Annotated in this window: 13 protein-coding genes; 9 read left to right on the forward strand and 4 right to left on the reverse strand. The window is 42.7% G+C overall.

Translation table 11 applies throughout. The annotated features are described in order from the left end of the window. Positions 1 to 2 precede the first annotated feature (2 nt). From BUA96_RS06190 to BUA96_RS06205, 4 genes are all read left to right on the forward strand, one after another. Complete coding sequence (locus tag BUA96_RS06190; RefSeq protein WP_072981377.1) at positions 3 to 995, forward strand: Kelch repeat-containing protein; 993 nt, start codon at positions 3 to 5, stop codon at positions 993 to 995. 87 nt (positions 996 to 1,082) lie between these two features. Next, the gene (locus BUA96_RS06195; protein ID WP_072981379.1) at positions 1,083 to 1,415 is read left to right on the forward strand and encodes a DUF4907 domain-containing protein; all 333 of its coding nucleotides are present in this window, start codon (positions 1,083 to 1,085) and stop codon (positions 1,413 to 1,415) included. Positions 1,416 to 1,535: 120 nt separating this feature from the next. Beyond that, positions 1,536 to 2,552, forward strand: coding sequence for a sensor histidine kinase (locus BUA96_RS06200; protein WP_072981381.1), 1,017 nt, complete (start codon positions 1,536 to 1,538; stop codon positions 2,550 to 2,552). Next, a complete protein-coding gene (locus BUA96_RS06205; RefSeq protein ID WP_072981383.1) occupies positions 2,552 to 3,283 on the forward strand; it encodes a LytR/AlgR family response regulator transcription factor in 732 nt (243 codons plus the stop codon). Before BUA96_RS06200 ends, BUA96_RS06205 begins: the two co-directional genes overlap by 1 nt. 9 nt (positions 3,284 to 3,292) lie before the next feature. On the opposite strand, the gene BUA96_RS06210 is transcribed toward BUA96_RS06205, so the two are convergent. The 4 genes from BUA96_RS06210 to BUA96_RS06225 all read right to left on the reverse strand — a co-directional run bounded on the left by BUA96_RS06210 (position 3,293) and on the right by BUA96_RS06225 (position 6,662). Continuing rightward, entirely contained in the window at positions 3,293 to 3,937 is a 645-nt protein-coding gene (locus BUA96_RS06210; protein WP_072981385.1) for a pirin family protein, read from the reverse strand. A gap of 108 nt (positions 3,938 to 4,045) precedes the next feature. Continuing rightward, complete coding sequence (locus BUA96_RS06215) at positions 4,046 to 4,798, reverse strand: dioxygenase family protein (protein ID WP_072981387.1); 753 nt, start codon at positions 4,796 to 4,798, stop codon at positions 4,046 to 4,048. Between the two features lie 98 nt (positions 4,799 to 4,896). Next, positions 4,897 to 5,580, reverse strand: coding sequence for a LytR/AlgR family response regulator transcription factor (locus BUA96_RS06220; RefSeq protein WP_072981389.1), 684 nt, complete (start codon positions 5,578 to 5,580; stop codon positions 4,897 to 4,899). Continuing rightward, positions 5,577 to 6,662 carry a sensor histidine kinase gene (locus tag BUA96_RS06225; RefSeq protein ID WP_072981391.1) on the reverse strand — a complete coding sequence of 362 codons (1,086 nt, stop codon included), beginning with the start codon at positions 6,660 to 6,662 and terminating at the stop codon, positions 5,577 to 5,579. The genes BUA96_RS06220 and BUA96_RS06225 overlap by 4 nt, the downstream gene beginning before the upstream one ends. A 227-nt stretch (positions 6,663 to 6,889) precedes the next feature. On the opposite strand from BUA96_RS06225, the gene BUA96_RS06230 reads away from it, so the two are divergent. The 5 genes from BUA96_RS06230 (at position 6,890) to BUA96_RS06250 (ending at position 15,054) form a co-directional block, all read left to right on the forward strand. After that, positions 6,890 to 7,468 carry an RNA polymerase sigma-70 factor gene (locus BUA96_RS06230; protein WP_072981393.1) on the forward strand — a complete coding sequence of 193 codons (579 nt, stop codon included), beginning with the start codon at positions 6,890 to 6,892 and terminating at the stop codon, positions 7,466 to 7,468. 100 nt (positions 7,469 to 7,568) lie between these two features. Continuing rightward, positions 7,569 to 8,504: a FecR family protein gene (locus tag BUA96_RS06235; protein WP_072981394.1), complete on the forward strand. Its 936-nt coding sequence runs from the start codon at positions 7,569 to 7,571 to the stop codon at positions 8,502 to 8,504. 77 nt (positions 8,505 to 8,581) lie between these two features. Next, positions 8,582 to 12,025, forward strand: coding sequence for a SusC/RagA family TonB-linked outer membrane protein (locus tag BUA96_RS06240; RefSeq protein ID WP_072981396.1), 3,444 nt, complete (start codon positions 8,582 to 8,584; stop codon positions 12,023 to 12,025). A gap of 9 nt (positions 12,026 to 12,034) precedes the next feature. Continuing rightward, complete coding sequence (locus tag BUA96_RS06245) at positions 12,035 to 13,471, forward strand: SusD/RagB family nutrient-binding outer membrane lipoprotein (protein WP_072981398.1); 1,437 nt, start codon at positions 12,035 to 12,037, stop codon at positions 13,469 to 13,471. 17 nt (positions 13,472 to 13,488) lie between these two features. Next, positions 13,489 to 15,054, forward strand: a complete 1,566-nt coding sequence (locus tag BUA96_RS06250; protein ID WP_072981400.1) for a calcineurin-like phosphoesterase C-terminal domain-containing protein — start codon at positions 13,489 to 13,491, stop codon at positions 15,052 to 15,054. The last annotated feature ends 43 nt before the right edge of the window (positions 15,055 to 15,097 follow it).

Consider the following 15,097-nt stretch of genomic DNA (forward strand, 5'->3'; position numbering starts at 1 on the left):
ACATGAAACGCATGACTAACAATCGAATAGTATTAACGCTTACCGCATTTTGTGCTCTGGCTCTGGGAAGCTGTAGCAGTGATGATTCTGGAGATCGCGGAAACTGGAAACAACGCTCTGTTTTTGACGGTGTTCCCCGCAGTAATGTGGCTGCATTTACCATAGGAAGCTACGGTTATATGGGTACTGGCTACGACGGAGACGATTACCTAACCGATTTTTGGCAATATGATATTGAGAATGACTATTGGGTGCAAAAAGCAGATTTTCCGGGTACTGCGCGTAGTAGTGCAAAGGGTTTTGAACTTGACGGTTTGGGCTATGTAGGCACAGGATATGATGGTGATTTTGAACTCGCTGATTTCTGGGAGTACAATCCTGACAGCAATGTTTGGACGCAGAAAGCAGATTTTGGCGGAGGAGTACGCCGTGCAGCAACCGCGTTTAGTGGTTCTGGATATGGATATTTAGGTACAGGCTATGACGGAGATAACGACAAAAAAGATTTCTGGAAATACGATCCTGCAACAGACAGCTGGGAGGAGTTAGTAGGTTTTGGTGGCGATAAACGCCGCGATGCAACAGCTTTTGAACTTAACGGTTTGATCTACTTTGGAACGGGCGTAAGCAACGGACTTTATTTAACTGATTTCTGGAGTTTTGATACTTCAGCAGATACCTGGACGCGCCTTACCGATCTGGATGAAGAGGATGATTATGCCATCACCAGATCTAATGCAGTGAGCTTTAGCATAGATGGTTTAGGCTATATAGTGGCCGGTTATAGCGGTGGTGCTATTGCCAGTACGTGGGAGTACGACCCACTAAGTGATGAATGGGAAAATATTACAGCACTTGAAGCCACCGCGAGACAAGATGCGGTAAGCTTTACTACCGGAACGCGTGGCTTTGTGGCTCTGGGAAGATCAGGTAGTTTGTACCTCGATGATGCCTATGAATTGTTTCCGCAGGAAGAATACGATGATGAAGATTAATAATTGAGTTTTTTTGTTTCCCCGGGGTGTTTTTTATAATGTACAGAGAAGTTTTAGCACCCCGGGTTTTTTATATACACTAATAAAATGCGTTTACGAGCAGGATTACTTTATATCGGGATAACCTTATGCATTGTGCTTATAGCAGGTGTGTTGTGGTTTATTAATGAAGAGCAAACCGTGTACACGCACGTTTTTGAGACCGAAAGTGGCTTTGGTTATGCCATCATAGATCACGGTCAGATTCTCATACGACAAGAGCATATTCCTGCAATTGCTAAAGAACAAGGCTTTTGCTCAGCAACCGATGCAGAACGAGTAGGAGATTTAGTACTTCAAAAGATCAACCGAAAGCTAAATCCAGCAATCACCCAGAAAGAACTTCAAGAGTTGGGTGTACGTATAGATTGTAATCAATAGCTTAGGCGATAGACGAGATTGAATGCTCGGATATCTGGTGATCAACAATTGCTTGTAACAGGCTTGATTTTAGCTCGTAGTTACTTTTGAAAACCCACAGAATTTAATCAAGCAGCGCTTATGTCTAGAAAAGTACTACTTCACGCAGGAGTCTGGCTTATATTTTTAAGTCTGCTCACCGTTGAGATTTATTGGAACGCAGAGCGCTTTCCTATGTTTGCAGCTTCGGCATTAGTGCTCAATATGCTGCTATTTTATTTAAACTATTCGGTATTAGTGCCTCGGTTTTTATTGCGAAAAAAAACCAAAACTTATATACTTAGTATCGTTTTAGCACTGGCGATAACGCTGTGTTTCCGCGAGTTTGTAATTGTAGATCAGCCGCCGGAAGGAATGCGTAAACCTTTAGGGCCTTTAGGCCCCGAACCGCCATTTTTCAATATTTTAAAATTCCTTTTTCCTTTTTTTATTTCCTTGAGTTTTGTGGTGATCGGTACTGCAGTAAAAGTTTATGAAGAGTGGAACCGAAGCTTGGTTGAAGAAAAAGAGATCGAAGCTTTTAAAACCCGTACCGAACTGCACTACCTCAAAAATCAATTGAGTCCGCATTTTTTATTCAATTCCTTAAACAGTATTTATTCGCTGATCAATGCAAAATCTGAAGAAGCTTCAGAAGCGGTGATTATGCTTTCTGAACTTATGCGCTATATGTTGTATCAGGCAGATAGTGAATTTGTAGCATTAGCTGACGAGCTGGCTTATACTCAAAATTATGTGCGGCTGCAGCGCTTGCGTATCGCGAATAATGAGAATGTCACCCTTAATATTCACGGGGCGGTAACGCACCAGAAAATCAGACCGCTGCTGCTGATTTCTTTTATAGAAAACGCGTTTAAATACGGCACCGATTATAAAGGAAATACCGAAGTACGCATCGTGATCACTGTTAAAGACCAAACCCTAGAATTTGAATGCCGAAACCTCATTGGCGCTAGAAAACGCGACCAACATAACTCTGGGATTGGATTGAAAAATACCACAGACCGACTCGAATTGCTTTACGCAGAGAAACACCACCTGAAGGTGTATGAAGAAGACTCAAAATTTGTGGTACATTTGAAACTAAATTTAGATTAATGCGTTGCATACTGGTAGATGATGAGCCTTTAGCATTAGATGTGCTTTCTTCATACTTAGAAAAAGTAGAAGGGGTGCAGCTGGTAGCGCGATGTACTAATCCGCTTGAGGCGATACGCATTTTGAGCGAAGAGGCGATAGACCTCGTATTTCTAGATATCGAGATGCCTAATCTTTCGGGCATTGACCTGGTGAAATCCCTTGACCGTTTACCACAGTTTATTTTTACTACGGCTTATCCGCAATATGCTCTGGAAGGCTTCGATCTAAATGCCACAGATTATTTGGTGAAACCGGTACCATTTCCACGATTTCTTAAGGCAATAGCCCGTGCAAAAGAAAAGCACGAAGCCGGGCAAAAACCTACAGAAATTAAGGCAAATGCTACGCTTGCGGTTCCGCAGGAAAGTCTACCCGATTTTATTTTTGTAAAATCTGAATATGAGAATATCAAGATCAATACGGCAGATATTAAATACCTACAAGGCTTAAAAGATTATATAAAAATCTATACCAATCAGGGCGATAAGGCCATTCTTACCCTCAGTAGTTTTAAAGAGCTCTTAGATAAATTGCCCGGAAGTCACTTTTTACGTGTACATCGCAGTTATGTGGTGAATATAAACGCTATAAGAGCGGTACAGAAAAGCAAGATTTTAATAGGAGATATTCGCATTCCTATTGGGGAAACCTATAAAGAAGAGGTATTAAAACAGCTTAATATTTCTTAAGCGATCTTACTAAAATTCAATAAGAACCAAGTAGGCATTGTTAGCCAGCGCTTCTAAGGCTATCGCTTGCTGATCCCAGAGGCAAATTCCTTCGCCAGTTTCTACGAGTCGGTTTTGAAATTCAAAAGCGCCCTGTAACACGTACGCAAAGACCGATGTGTTCTCCTTTTTATAATGGTAAACGGTTTCTTCACGACCTTCAAACTGTCCTAAATGTACTGCTGCGGAAGCTTGAACGTCAAGATTGTGCAGTTTATTTATAGCCTTAAGCGTATAGTCTTGAATTTGGAAAGGCGCCTCGGAATCGCTTTTGATCAAAAACAGTAAGAAGCGTACACTATGATCAGGATACACATTTTTAAACCGAAGTTTAGTACCTGCTTTTACCGAAACCTGAGCCACCTGATTGATGTGAATAAAGGTTTCATCAGTATTTATGTTACATTCTATTGCGCCAAAAAGCGGTACAATAAATAAGGTTCCTGTGGTGGTGATCCATTTGTTGTGCATAGTCCCCGGCGGAATGAAAATATCAGCAAAAAGCTCAAAAGTTGTTGCAGTTTTGGGATTACCAATCGCACGAATCTCACGACCGCGATCGTCTGCTTGGCGTTTTCTATAAAATTGTGCGGGTGCTTGAGCTGTGGGTATCATTGCAGAACTGATTTTAGGTGTTTTAAGGTGAATCTGCAGGGATACACTTGAGGTTTTAGGAGAAAAGAATGTATCCCCTACAGATTACTATCAATCAAAAAACTATTGTTAAGCTTTTACATTTATTATATGATCCAGAGTATAGCCTTCACTCACCGAACCACTAAGCGTTGCGAGTTCATTAGCGATGCCATCACTAAATACATTGTCATAAGCATTATAAGTATAGCCAGACATTCCTTTGGTATATCCATAATCTGAAGCTGCGTTTACGGCAACCACAGCACTATCATCTCCCTCAGGAAATGCGATTTGAGTTACTAATAATGAAGTGCCGGTAGTATTATAGATGTGCACGTGTATATGAGTCGCACGACCATTATACCAGCCCGGGAATATAGATTGAAACTTTACCAAACCATCGGCATCGCTTATTTGTCTTCCTCTTAAAAAATGATAGTTTTGATAATTGGTGCTTTGCATTCCACTACCGCCATATTCAGAATAATTCCCATCGGCATCACAATGCCAGATATCTACGATGGCATTTTGCAGGACGGCACACGCATTATTCACATCCCGAATTACGAGGTTGATGGCAAGAGCAACGCCGGTGCGATCTCCTGTGATATCAACACGCTCCAGATCTTCGGGGTCGTTGGTAGGAAAAGGTCCCGCAGTTTCAGAATTGGTGACCGCACATTCAGAACTGGTCGAAGTCACATCTGTAGCTCCAGAAGAGCCGGTATTGCTATCGGTGGTTGTAAGAGCATCATTATCTGACGAACATGCAAATAAACCTACACCGGTAGCCGCAAGGCCCATTAGTCCGATTCCTTTTAAAAATTCTTTACGATCCATAATACATTTTATTACAGATCAAATGTAACTGAGTAGGTTGGGACGAGAAAAAAGATGCGGTAAAGCAGGTAAAGTTTGCGGTAAACAGAAAGTTGTGCTTAGAAATTCTTATTTACCTGATCTTTATACGTTGTGCCAATAGGAAATTCTTTGCCTGCAATTTCAATGCTTCCGGCTTGTACGGCTTCCACTTTAGCAGTGTTGACAATAAAAGATTTATGAATACGGGCAAACAGGGTTTCGGGAAGTTTCTTTAGGATGGCTTTCATCGTAGAACGTGCGACCACCGTAGATTTATCTACACGATTGATCTTGACATAATCATCCATCGCCTCAATAAACACGATCTCTTCTAGCGGAATATTATACAGTTTATAATCTGCTCTTATAGTTAAATGCGTATTTGCGGAGGTATTCTGTTGTTCTAGATCTAGCGTGCGTTTTACCTTGGCCACTGCTTCTTCAAACCGTTCAAAAGCAATGGGTTTTAAGATATAATCGCTGGCACTTACATTAAAACCTTCTACGGCATACTCGCTATACGCGGTGGTGAAAATAACTTTGGTCTCTTGCTTGAGCGATTTATACAGGTCTATTCCATTTTGTCGCGGCATTTGTATATCTAGAAAAAGCAGATCGACTTCAAATTTATTGAGATAGCGTTGCGCTTCTGCCTGACTGGTAAAAGTTTTAAGGAGCTTGACGTACTCAATACGCGCGCACAAGGCTTCCAGAATCTGGAGCGCGAGAGGCTCATCGTCTATGGCAACTGCTTTGATCATAGTAATTCAATATACAGCTTTACGCGATACATCTCCCCATCTTCATCAATAGATAGTTTGTATTTAGAAGGATATAAATGATCCAGACGTTTTCGGGTGTTTTTATGGCCTTCTTCAGAAATTTCAGGAAGCAACGTTTTATCTACCACAATGCGGTTGCTTACGTGTAGCGCTATTCCTTTTTCTTTGGCTTCAACGTTAATTATGATCTCTGAATCTTCATCGGGGTTGATGCCGTATTTGAATGCATTTTCTATGTAAGTAATTAGAATGAGTGGCGCGATCTCCAGATGTTTTGGGTCTCCTGTGATATTAAAAGTCAGTTTTACATCTTGAGCCAAGCGCAATTTTTGCAGGGCAACGTAGTCTTTTAAATAGGCAAATTCTTTCTTTAGCGGAACTTTAGTATGCTTGCTTTCGGTCACCACATAGCGCATCATTCCTGATAACTTCAGGATAGCTTCAGGGGCTTCATCAGACTTCCGAAGCGCTAAGGCATACAAACTGTTTAGCGTATTGAATAAAAAGTGCGGATTGATCTGTGCCTTTAAATACGAGACTTCTGCGATGAGTTTTTCTTGCTGTATTTGCTTTAAGTGGGCATTTAGTCTCATCAATAACGAAAGTCCCGCCACAATCAAAAATTGAATGATATAGCTTTCGCGAAAGCTAAACAAGGTGGACGGTTCATTAGGATTAGGAACTCCTGCAGGCGGCATTCCACCCGGCGGTTGCATCCCGTCAGGAGGGCGCATTCCTTGAGGTGGTGGCCCGCCGGCACCGGGACCTGTAGGTTTAGGAATATCAAAAAACAGATCAGGAACATAAGTGATGATCACATAGGAGATCATCAAAAACCCCGTAAACATCCAGTATTTTTTAGGAATGTAGTAGTGCGGGATAAAGACATAATAATTGACGTAGAAAAATACCAGCAGCAATAAATACCCTATAAAATTGTACTGAAAAGGTTTGATCTGCAACAGCTTGATCCCTGATTGTAGATCAGGCGAAGTGATAAAAGGAATGCTCAGCAGCACGATCCCGATAAATATTTGTGCAAGTGGGGTGCGTAGTTTCAAGACTTAATAGTTTGGTTCACATTTGAAAAGCATTAATTCTAAATTAAATGAGCGCTTCTCAAGTAACACGTAAAGCTACTAAGAAAAGCGGTGTGCAACTAAAGCTTGCGGTAAACCCGTTTTAAATTGCGGTAAATTGGAATGCTAAGGTTTCTTAACGCAATGTTAAACTGAAGGAGCGACGGGAGTACTTAGATTTTGTTTCTTTTGTTACAAGCACATTTTAAATGCAACATCAGGTTTTACAAAGCAACGATCAAGAACTACAGCAACTGCTTAGAACGCAGCCTAAGCTGGGTTTTGACCGTGTTTTTGAAACCTATTGGCAGCGGTTGTTTAGCTATGCCTATCAGATTTATGCAGACGAAAGCATTTGTGAAGATATCGTTCAAGAAGTGTTTGTAAGCCTTTGGGAAAAGCTTGAACATACCAGTATTATCAATCTGGAAGGCTATCTTTTTAGAGCGGTAAAATATAAAGTCTTCAACCATTTACGCGATTTAAAATTCACTCAGGAGCATCAGGAGGTGTTGGAGCAGATCGCGATGCCCGCACGTGCAGAGGCAAATTTAGATTATGATGATTTTGAAAATTTGGTGCACCGGGAAATTGATAAGCTTCCGCCAAAATGTAAAACGGTATTTATGCTGAGTAGGTTTGAAGAGGTTTCTAACGCCGAAATCGCACAAAAGCTTAATATTTCTATCCGTACTGTTGAGAAACACATTAGTGATGCGCTAAAGCATTTAAAATCAAATCTTCCCGTGCAAGAGCTTTCGCTTATCGTTACCTTAATGTTTCAGTAATGTAAAGAGGTTAAAGGCAATTTAAACAAACCATTAAATGCGTTTTTAGTACTACGTGTGTTAGGGTCAAAATGGGACTCTCTTGTAAAAGCAAGATATTTTGACGCAAAACGAATTAAAAACCTTAGCCGAGAAACACCGCCTGGGGACCGCTACCAAAGCAGAAGAACAGCTACTGCACCAGTTTGTAGATACGCTACAACAACAGCCTAAAAAACAGTTTAAGCCTTCTGCTCAAAACCGCTTGCGTATTGTAAAAGGTATCGAGGCTAAAATCGCAACCACAACAAAACCTGCGGTCAACTATAAAAAAATACTGGCGTATGCTGCGGTATTTGTCGGGATCATTAGTATGGCAGCTTTTAGCACGTCGCTGTTTGAGTCTCAATGGGTGACTAAACAAACCGGAAAAGGAGAAAAACGCAGTCTTACCCTAGCCGATGGTTCTGTGATAATCCTCAATGCTAATTCTTCGGTACAATATGCTAAAGACTTTACCTCATCGCGTCAGGTACACTTAACCGGGGAAGCCTATTTTGAGGTGCAGCGTGATACTGCACATCCCTTTACCATCAACACAGGAGCCATACAAACCCAAGTTTTGGGAACCACTTTTAATATCAATGCATACCAGCCAGATGAAGTCAGTGTGAGCGTCAACAGCGGGAAGGTAGCTGTTGAAAATAGGCAAACCAAGCAAAAAGTACTTCTCAAAAAAGATCAGCAAGTACTCTTTAAAGGAACAGCTGCACCGGTAGCTACTGCTGCCAACAGTGAAGATCAACGCGCTTGGACGCGCAACATCATAGCACTCAATAACACCTCACTAGCCAAAACCGCCGGAATACTAGAGAATTGGTACGACGTTGAGATTGATTTTGAAGATGCCACTATAGAGGAGCTGAAGATCACAGGTAAATTTAAAGAGGAGCCACTAGAGACGGTGCTGCAAAGTATCGCACTGATCAATAACCTTAAAATAGATACCCTAACTCAAAAACACTTTGTTATTCGAAAAAACAACACTACACCATAAAAAACCCATCGCTGCTGCAACAGCAATGGGTCGAATTTTAAAAAGACTACAAATCCAAAATTATAGCCATAATAAAAATGAAAACTAAACTACAAATTTTAAGAAAGTCTACCTTTCATAAAGTACACTTTTTGGCGTTTTTACTGCTGTTTGTCAGTATGGCTACCAGCGCCAAAACTAAAAACCAAGCTATAGACGAAGTTTTTGTGACCACCCGATTACAAGATGCGTCACTAAAAGAAACCTTTGCTGCGATTGAGGCACAAACCGATTTTACTTTCGTATTTGACAGTGCCTTGCTTAAAGAAACCGCAGCAGTGACCCTCATTGTTAATGATGCTAGATTGAGCACGGTGCTGCAACAGATCACCACGCAAACAGGCCTATCCTTCACCCAGATCAATAATACGATTACCGTAGTTAAAACGTCACAGCAACAACAAGTAAACGGTACGGTAACTGATCAAGAAGGCGTGCCGCTGCCGGGAGCTACGGTAATGGAACAAGGAACTTCAAACGGAGTGACTACTAATTTTGATGGTGAGTTCAGCTTGGCGGTTGGTGCAAATGCGACGCTTGAGGTGTCCTTTGTGGGTTTTGAAACCCAGACCGTTGCTGCAAATCCGGGGACGGCAATCCGCATTGTTTTACAAGAAAATGTAAACGCGCTTAATGAAGTCGTGGTGACGGCTTTAGGGATCAAGCGTGAAGAAAAGCGCTTAGGATTCTCGCAAGCGACTATTCAATCAGATAATCTTGCGCAGGCGGTACCTTTAAACTGGTCATCAGGATTAAAAGGGAAAGTAGCGGGGTTGAACATTGTTTCTTCAGGAAGCGGACCTTTAAATTCTCAGCAAATTACGCTACGCGGAAATAACTCTTTAAATCCTAACGGAAACAATGCGCTAATTGTGGTTGACGGCGTTCCGGTTAATAATGAGATGACCACTTCGGGCTCTTCTGCGAGTTATATTGGTGAAGATTCTCCTATTGATTATGGGAATGCTATTTCTGATCTCAATCTTGATGATATCGAAAGTGTAACGGTATTAAAAGGTCCGGGTGCCACGGCCCTTTACGGAAGCCGTGCAGCAAACGGTGCATTGATCATCACTACCAAGTCGGGTAAAAAAACAAGTGGCTTAGGACTTACCTACACGTCTAGTGTCAACCTTGATGTAATTCAGCGTTGGCCAGACTGGCAATATGAATACGGTCAGGGGACCGGAAAAAGTTTTAATGACGCCGGTGAGCCTTATTATTCTTACGGGGGTTCTGAAGACGGTAACAATACCGGTAGCACTAGTAGTGCTTGGGGACCGCGTTTTGACGGTCAGGAATACTTTCAGTACGATCCTACTGTAGAAGGGCAATCCTTAGAACGTCAGCCGTGGCGTGCTTATAAGGACAACCGTAAAGATTTCTGGAGAACCGGGGTGACGTTTACTAATAACCTTTCGCTTCAGGGAGGAAACGACAAAGGTTCGATGCGTCTTTCTGTGGGGCATTCTAAAAACGAATGGATTATGCCCAATACCGGTTACGAGCGCATCACTGCTTCGGTGAATTCTAATTATCAGGTTTCAGAACACATTAAAATAGGTTCTGTGATCAACTACAACAACCGCAGTAGTGACAACCTGCCGAGCACAGGATACAATAACGGTTCTATCGCTTACTTTATGATTTTTCAGAATCCTAACGTAGACTTAGACTGGTTGCGTCCCATCTGGCAAGAAGGACAAAATCAAATACAGCAGATTCAGCCTTTCAGCTCCTATATTGATAACCCGTTTTTGATCGCTTATGAAGCTACAAATCCGCTTGCCAGCAGCCAGATCGTAGGTAATGTATTTACAAATATTGACCTCGCCCCTAATCTTGATTTAATGTTACGCGCCTCGTTAAACACCTACAATCAGGATCGTGAGCAACAGCGCCCGTATAGCATCAACCGCTACAATCAAGGCTTTTATGAAACTCAGGATATCTGGAAGCAGGAGGTGAATACTGATTTCTTATTAAGCTATAAGAATCAACTGACTCAGAACATTGGTTTAAATGCTTCGATCGGGGGTAATGCGATGGACTATAAATACCGCAGAACAGATGCTTCGGTAAACGGTTTGGTAGTTCCGGGAGTATATAAACTCGCTAACGGAATCAACAATCCTATTGTGCAAACCTACGACCGCAATAAAAAGGTGAACAGCCTCTATGGTTTGATTTCGCTTTCGCTTGATAACTCTTTATTTCTGGACCTTACCGGAAGAAACGACTGGTCAAGTACTTTACCTACGGCTAACAATTCGTTCTTTTATCCTTCGGCGAATGCCAGTGTGATCCTTTCAGAACTGTTTAGCCTGCCTAAAGCGGTAGATTACTTAAAATACCGTTTTTCTTTTGCTGAAGTGGGTAACGATACAGATCCGTATAAAACCAGTAAATACTACAGTCAAAGCGCATTTGCGAGCTCGGCGACGGTTCCTACCAATTTATACAATGCCAACTTTAAACCGGAGATCACCACGAGTTATGAGACGGGTATTGAAGCACGTTTGCTCAAAAGCCGTTTGATTCTGGATGCTACCGTGTATGAGACCCTTACCAAGAACCAGATCATTTCGGTACCCTTAGACATTACCACAGGCTATAGTTCTGGTGTTTTAAATTCTGGTGAGGTGCGTAACCGTGGGGTCGAACTTACCCTAACCGGAAAGATTTTTGACACCGATAGCTTTAAGTGGAGCAGCACGCTTACATTTTCTCGCAACTGGAATAAAGTACTTGAGTTAGCAGACGGTATTGATGGGCAACAAGAAATTGGCTCAGGAGGTAATGCTACTTTATTAGCCAAAGTAGGCGGGACCACCACAGCGATATATGGTTATGGTTTTGTACGTTCTCCGGAAGGTGAGATCGTTTACGATAACGGCGGACTCCCGGCATACCCTGATGAAATTCAATACATAGGCGATGCCAGCCCAGACTGGAAAGCCGGACTGTACAACAGTTTTAGTTTAGGTCCCGTAACCCTTAATGTAATGCTAGACGGGCAATACGGCGGAATCATCTATTCTCAATCTCATCATAAACTTACGCAACAGGGTAAACTGCGCAGTACGTTTATGGGGCGTGAAGAAGGTTTCATAGTAGGTGACGGTGTGGTACTCAATGACGATGGCACCTACAGCCCCAACACTACCGAAGCTATTACGCCTGACTGGTACAACCGCTACTACCGTAGAGCCAATGTAGAATCAAACTCGTTTGATGCTTCTTTCTTGAAGTTGCGTGAGGTGAGCTTGCAATATGCGTTTCCTAAACGCTGGTTGGGCAACAGTGGTATCACAGCACTTAACCTATCGGTATTTGGGCGTAATCTGGCGACCATTTCAGACTTCCCGATCTATGATCCTGAAACCGCTGCGCTTAACGGAGATACCATCTTACCGGGAATCGAGATGGGGCAAATGCCTTCGCCGGCAACCTATGGTTTTAATCTAAGAGTAAATTTATAATTCACTACGATGAAAAATTTAAAAACACTATTTACCGGTCTTAGCGTATTGTGGTTACTAAGCGCGTGTACCGGCAATTTTGAGGAGGTCAACGAAGACCCTAACCGCATTGCAGAGATCAGTCCGGGTACCTTGATCAATCCTATTATCTATGGGCTGGCAAGTCATAACGCCGGCAGAGCGCACGCGATCACCTTTGACTTAATGCAGGTTACCTTACCATTCCCCAGCGTTTCCGGTGGATTGCACAGGTATGATGTGAGTCAGAATATAGGAAACTCTTCTTGGTACAATTATTACCGATGGTTGAATAACATCAAGGAGATGGAAACCGCTTCACTAGCTGCTGAAGATCCTAATTATGAGGCAGTAGCGCTTACGCTTAAAGCTTGGGTTTATGCAAACCTTACTGATCTTTTTGGTCCTGTGCCTATGACCGAAGCAGTAAACGGAGAAGCAGGTAATTTGTATCCGACTTTTGATAGTCAGCAATTGATCTACGAGACTATTTTAGCCGATCTAGAACGGGCAAATACGCTTTATGATCAAGATCTTGATATGGTATATGCCGAAGATATCCTTTTTGCTAACGACGTAAGCTTATGGCAGAAGTTTACTAATTCACTGCACATGCGTCTGTTGCTGCGTATCTCAAACCGTACAGAAACCAACGCGTTTCAAAAGCTTACCGCAATGATTAACGATCCTGAAACCTATCCGGTATTTGAAACGGTTGAAGAATCTGCAGTGCTTCAGGTAACCGGAGTAACGCCTAATATCTCTCCTTGGGGGCGTCCGCAGGACTTTCCGTTAGGAGTTAAGATGGCAGCCTTTTTTGTTGATAATCTGAATGCACTTGAAGATCCGCGCCGTCCCATTATTCAAACGGGAGCCCAAGATCTAGATAATAATCCCATTGGATATAAAGGGATTCCTAGTGCCTATGCCGGACCTGAATCTCAATTTGAGTTTAATGCCAGCACCTTAAACCGGGCACAGGTTGAAAACCCAATGCAGATCTTTTTAATGACCTATGCTGAGGTTGAATTCATCAAGGCTGAAATGGCGCAACGCGGTTATACCACCAATGCTCAAGAACATTATGAGGCCGGGGTGACCGCCGCGATTACTCAGCTGGGTGCAACAACCACCGAAGCCTACTTTGATAATCCGGTAGCTGCATATGATGGTTCGCTCGAGCAAATTTTATTGCAGAAATACTATGCGCTGTACTTTGTAGATTATCAGCAGTGGTTTGAATTCCGTCGTACGGGATTGCCAGAATTACCTACCACTGAAGCTATGCTGAACGATGCGATGATGCCGTCGCGCTTTTTCTATCCGTCAGATGTACAGATCAGTAATCAGGCTAATTACCAGCAAGCCTTGGAGCTGCTTGGAGGACCTGATAATATCAACACCAAAGTTTGGTGGGACAATAACTAAACGCCAATCCAATACAGATGATAAACACATTAAAACTAACGTTATTAGCCGGCTTACTTACCGCCGGCTTAACGGCACAGGAACAAGCTAAAGGTTATGTTTTTGAAGACCTTAATGCTAACGGTAAAAAAGAACGTAAAGAAAAAGGTATTCCTAATGTGGCGGTGACTAATGGTGAAGCGGTCGTGCTTACGGATGCTAAAGGAAGGTATGCATTGCCTGTTGCTGATGGGGATGCCATTTCAGTGATCAAACCTGCGGGTTATGCCTTGCCGGTGGATGCCAATAACCTACCTCAGTTTTATTACAGTTACCGTCCGCAAGGTTCTCCTCAATCAGATTTTAAAGGGATTGCTCCAACAGGGAAATTACCACGTAGCTTAGACTTTGCACTGACTCCCACAGACGAGCAACAATCGTTTACCGCATTGATCTTTGGGGATCCACAACCCTATACACAGCAAGAAGTAGATTATTTTGCGCAAGGGGTAGTCGCTGAGGTAGAAGGGATTCAGGATGTAGTGTTCGGGCTAAGTCTGGGAGACCTTGTTGGTAACGATCTAGACTTGTTCAACCCCTATATTGATGCGATCAAGCGTGTGGGTATTCCGTGGTTTAACCTGATGGGGAATCACGATATGAATTTTGATGCAGAGCAAGATGCCTTGTCTGATGAGACGTATGAGGCGCATTTTGGTCCGGCGAATTACGCCTTCAACTACGGTAAGGTGCATGTGATCGTGCTTGATGATATTCTTTACCCCGATCCACGAGATGGTAAGGGCTACTGGGGCGGATTTAGAGAAGACCAGTTACGTTTTGTTGAAAACGACTTGAAACACGTGGCCAAAGATCAATTGATTCTTTTAGCATTTCATATTCCACTAAGCGAGCCCGAGGGAGATCCTTTTAGAGATGCAGATCGTGAGCGGTTATTCAAAGCTCTGGCTCCTTTTGAAAACACCTTAAGTCTTTCGGCGCATACACATATTCAACGTCAGGATTTTTTCACCAAAGAAGACGGTTGGCTGCGCGAGAAACCACACCACGAGTATAATGTAGGTACAACCTCAGGAGACTGGTATTCCGGAAAATTAAATGCAGCAGGGATTCCTGTTTCTACGATGCGAGACGGTACGCCTAAAGGCTATGCATTTATTCATTTTGAAGGCAATCAGTACACCGTAGATTATAAAGTAGCGGGTAAACCGGAAGACTTTCAGATGGAAATATTCGCTCCTAAAGTGGTCGCGCAAGGACGTAATACCAAAGCAGGGATTTATACCAACTTTTTTATGGGAAGTGCCACAGATACTGTGGAGTATCGCGTAGATCAGGGGGAATGGAAGCTTATGCAATACGTAGAAGAGCAAGACCCGGCATACGAACTCAGCGTGTATGAGTGGGATACTGCAGAGCAGTTGATACCAGGGCGCCGATCTAGTAATCCTATCAAGAGCACCCATTTATGGCGCGGCAGCGTTCCGGCAAAACTGGAAAAAGGAACACATACTGTAGAGGTACGTACTACAGACAGATATGGAAAAACACATACCGGTACCACAAGCTACCGCTTAGAATAATATTAAACGTGCTTGTTTCGAGGGCCTGCCCACCTTCATCAAT

The sequence above is a fragment of the Leeuwenhoekiella palythoae genome (assembly GCF_900130045.1).
GTDB lineage: Bacteria > Bacteroidota > Bacteroidia > Flavobacteriales > Flavobacteriaceae > Leeuwenhoekiella > Leeuwenhoekiella palythoae.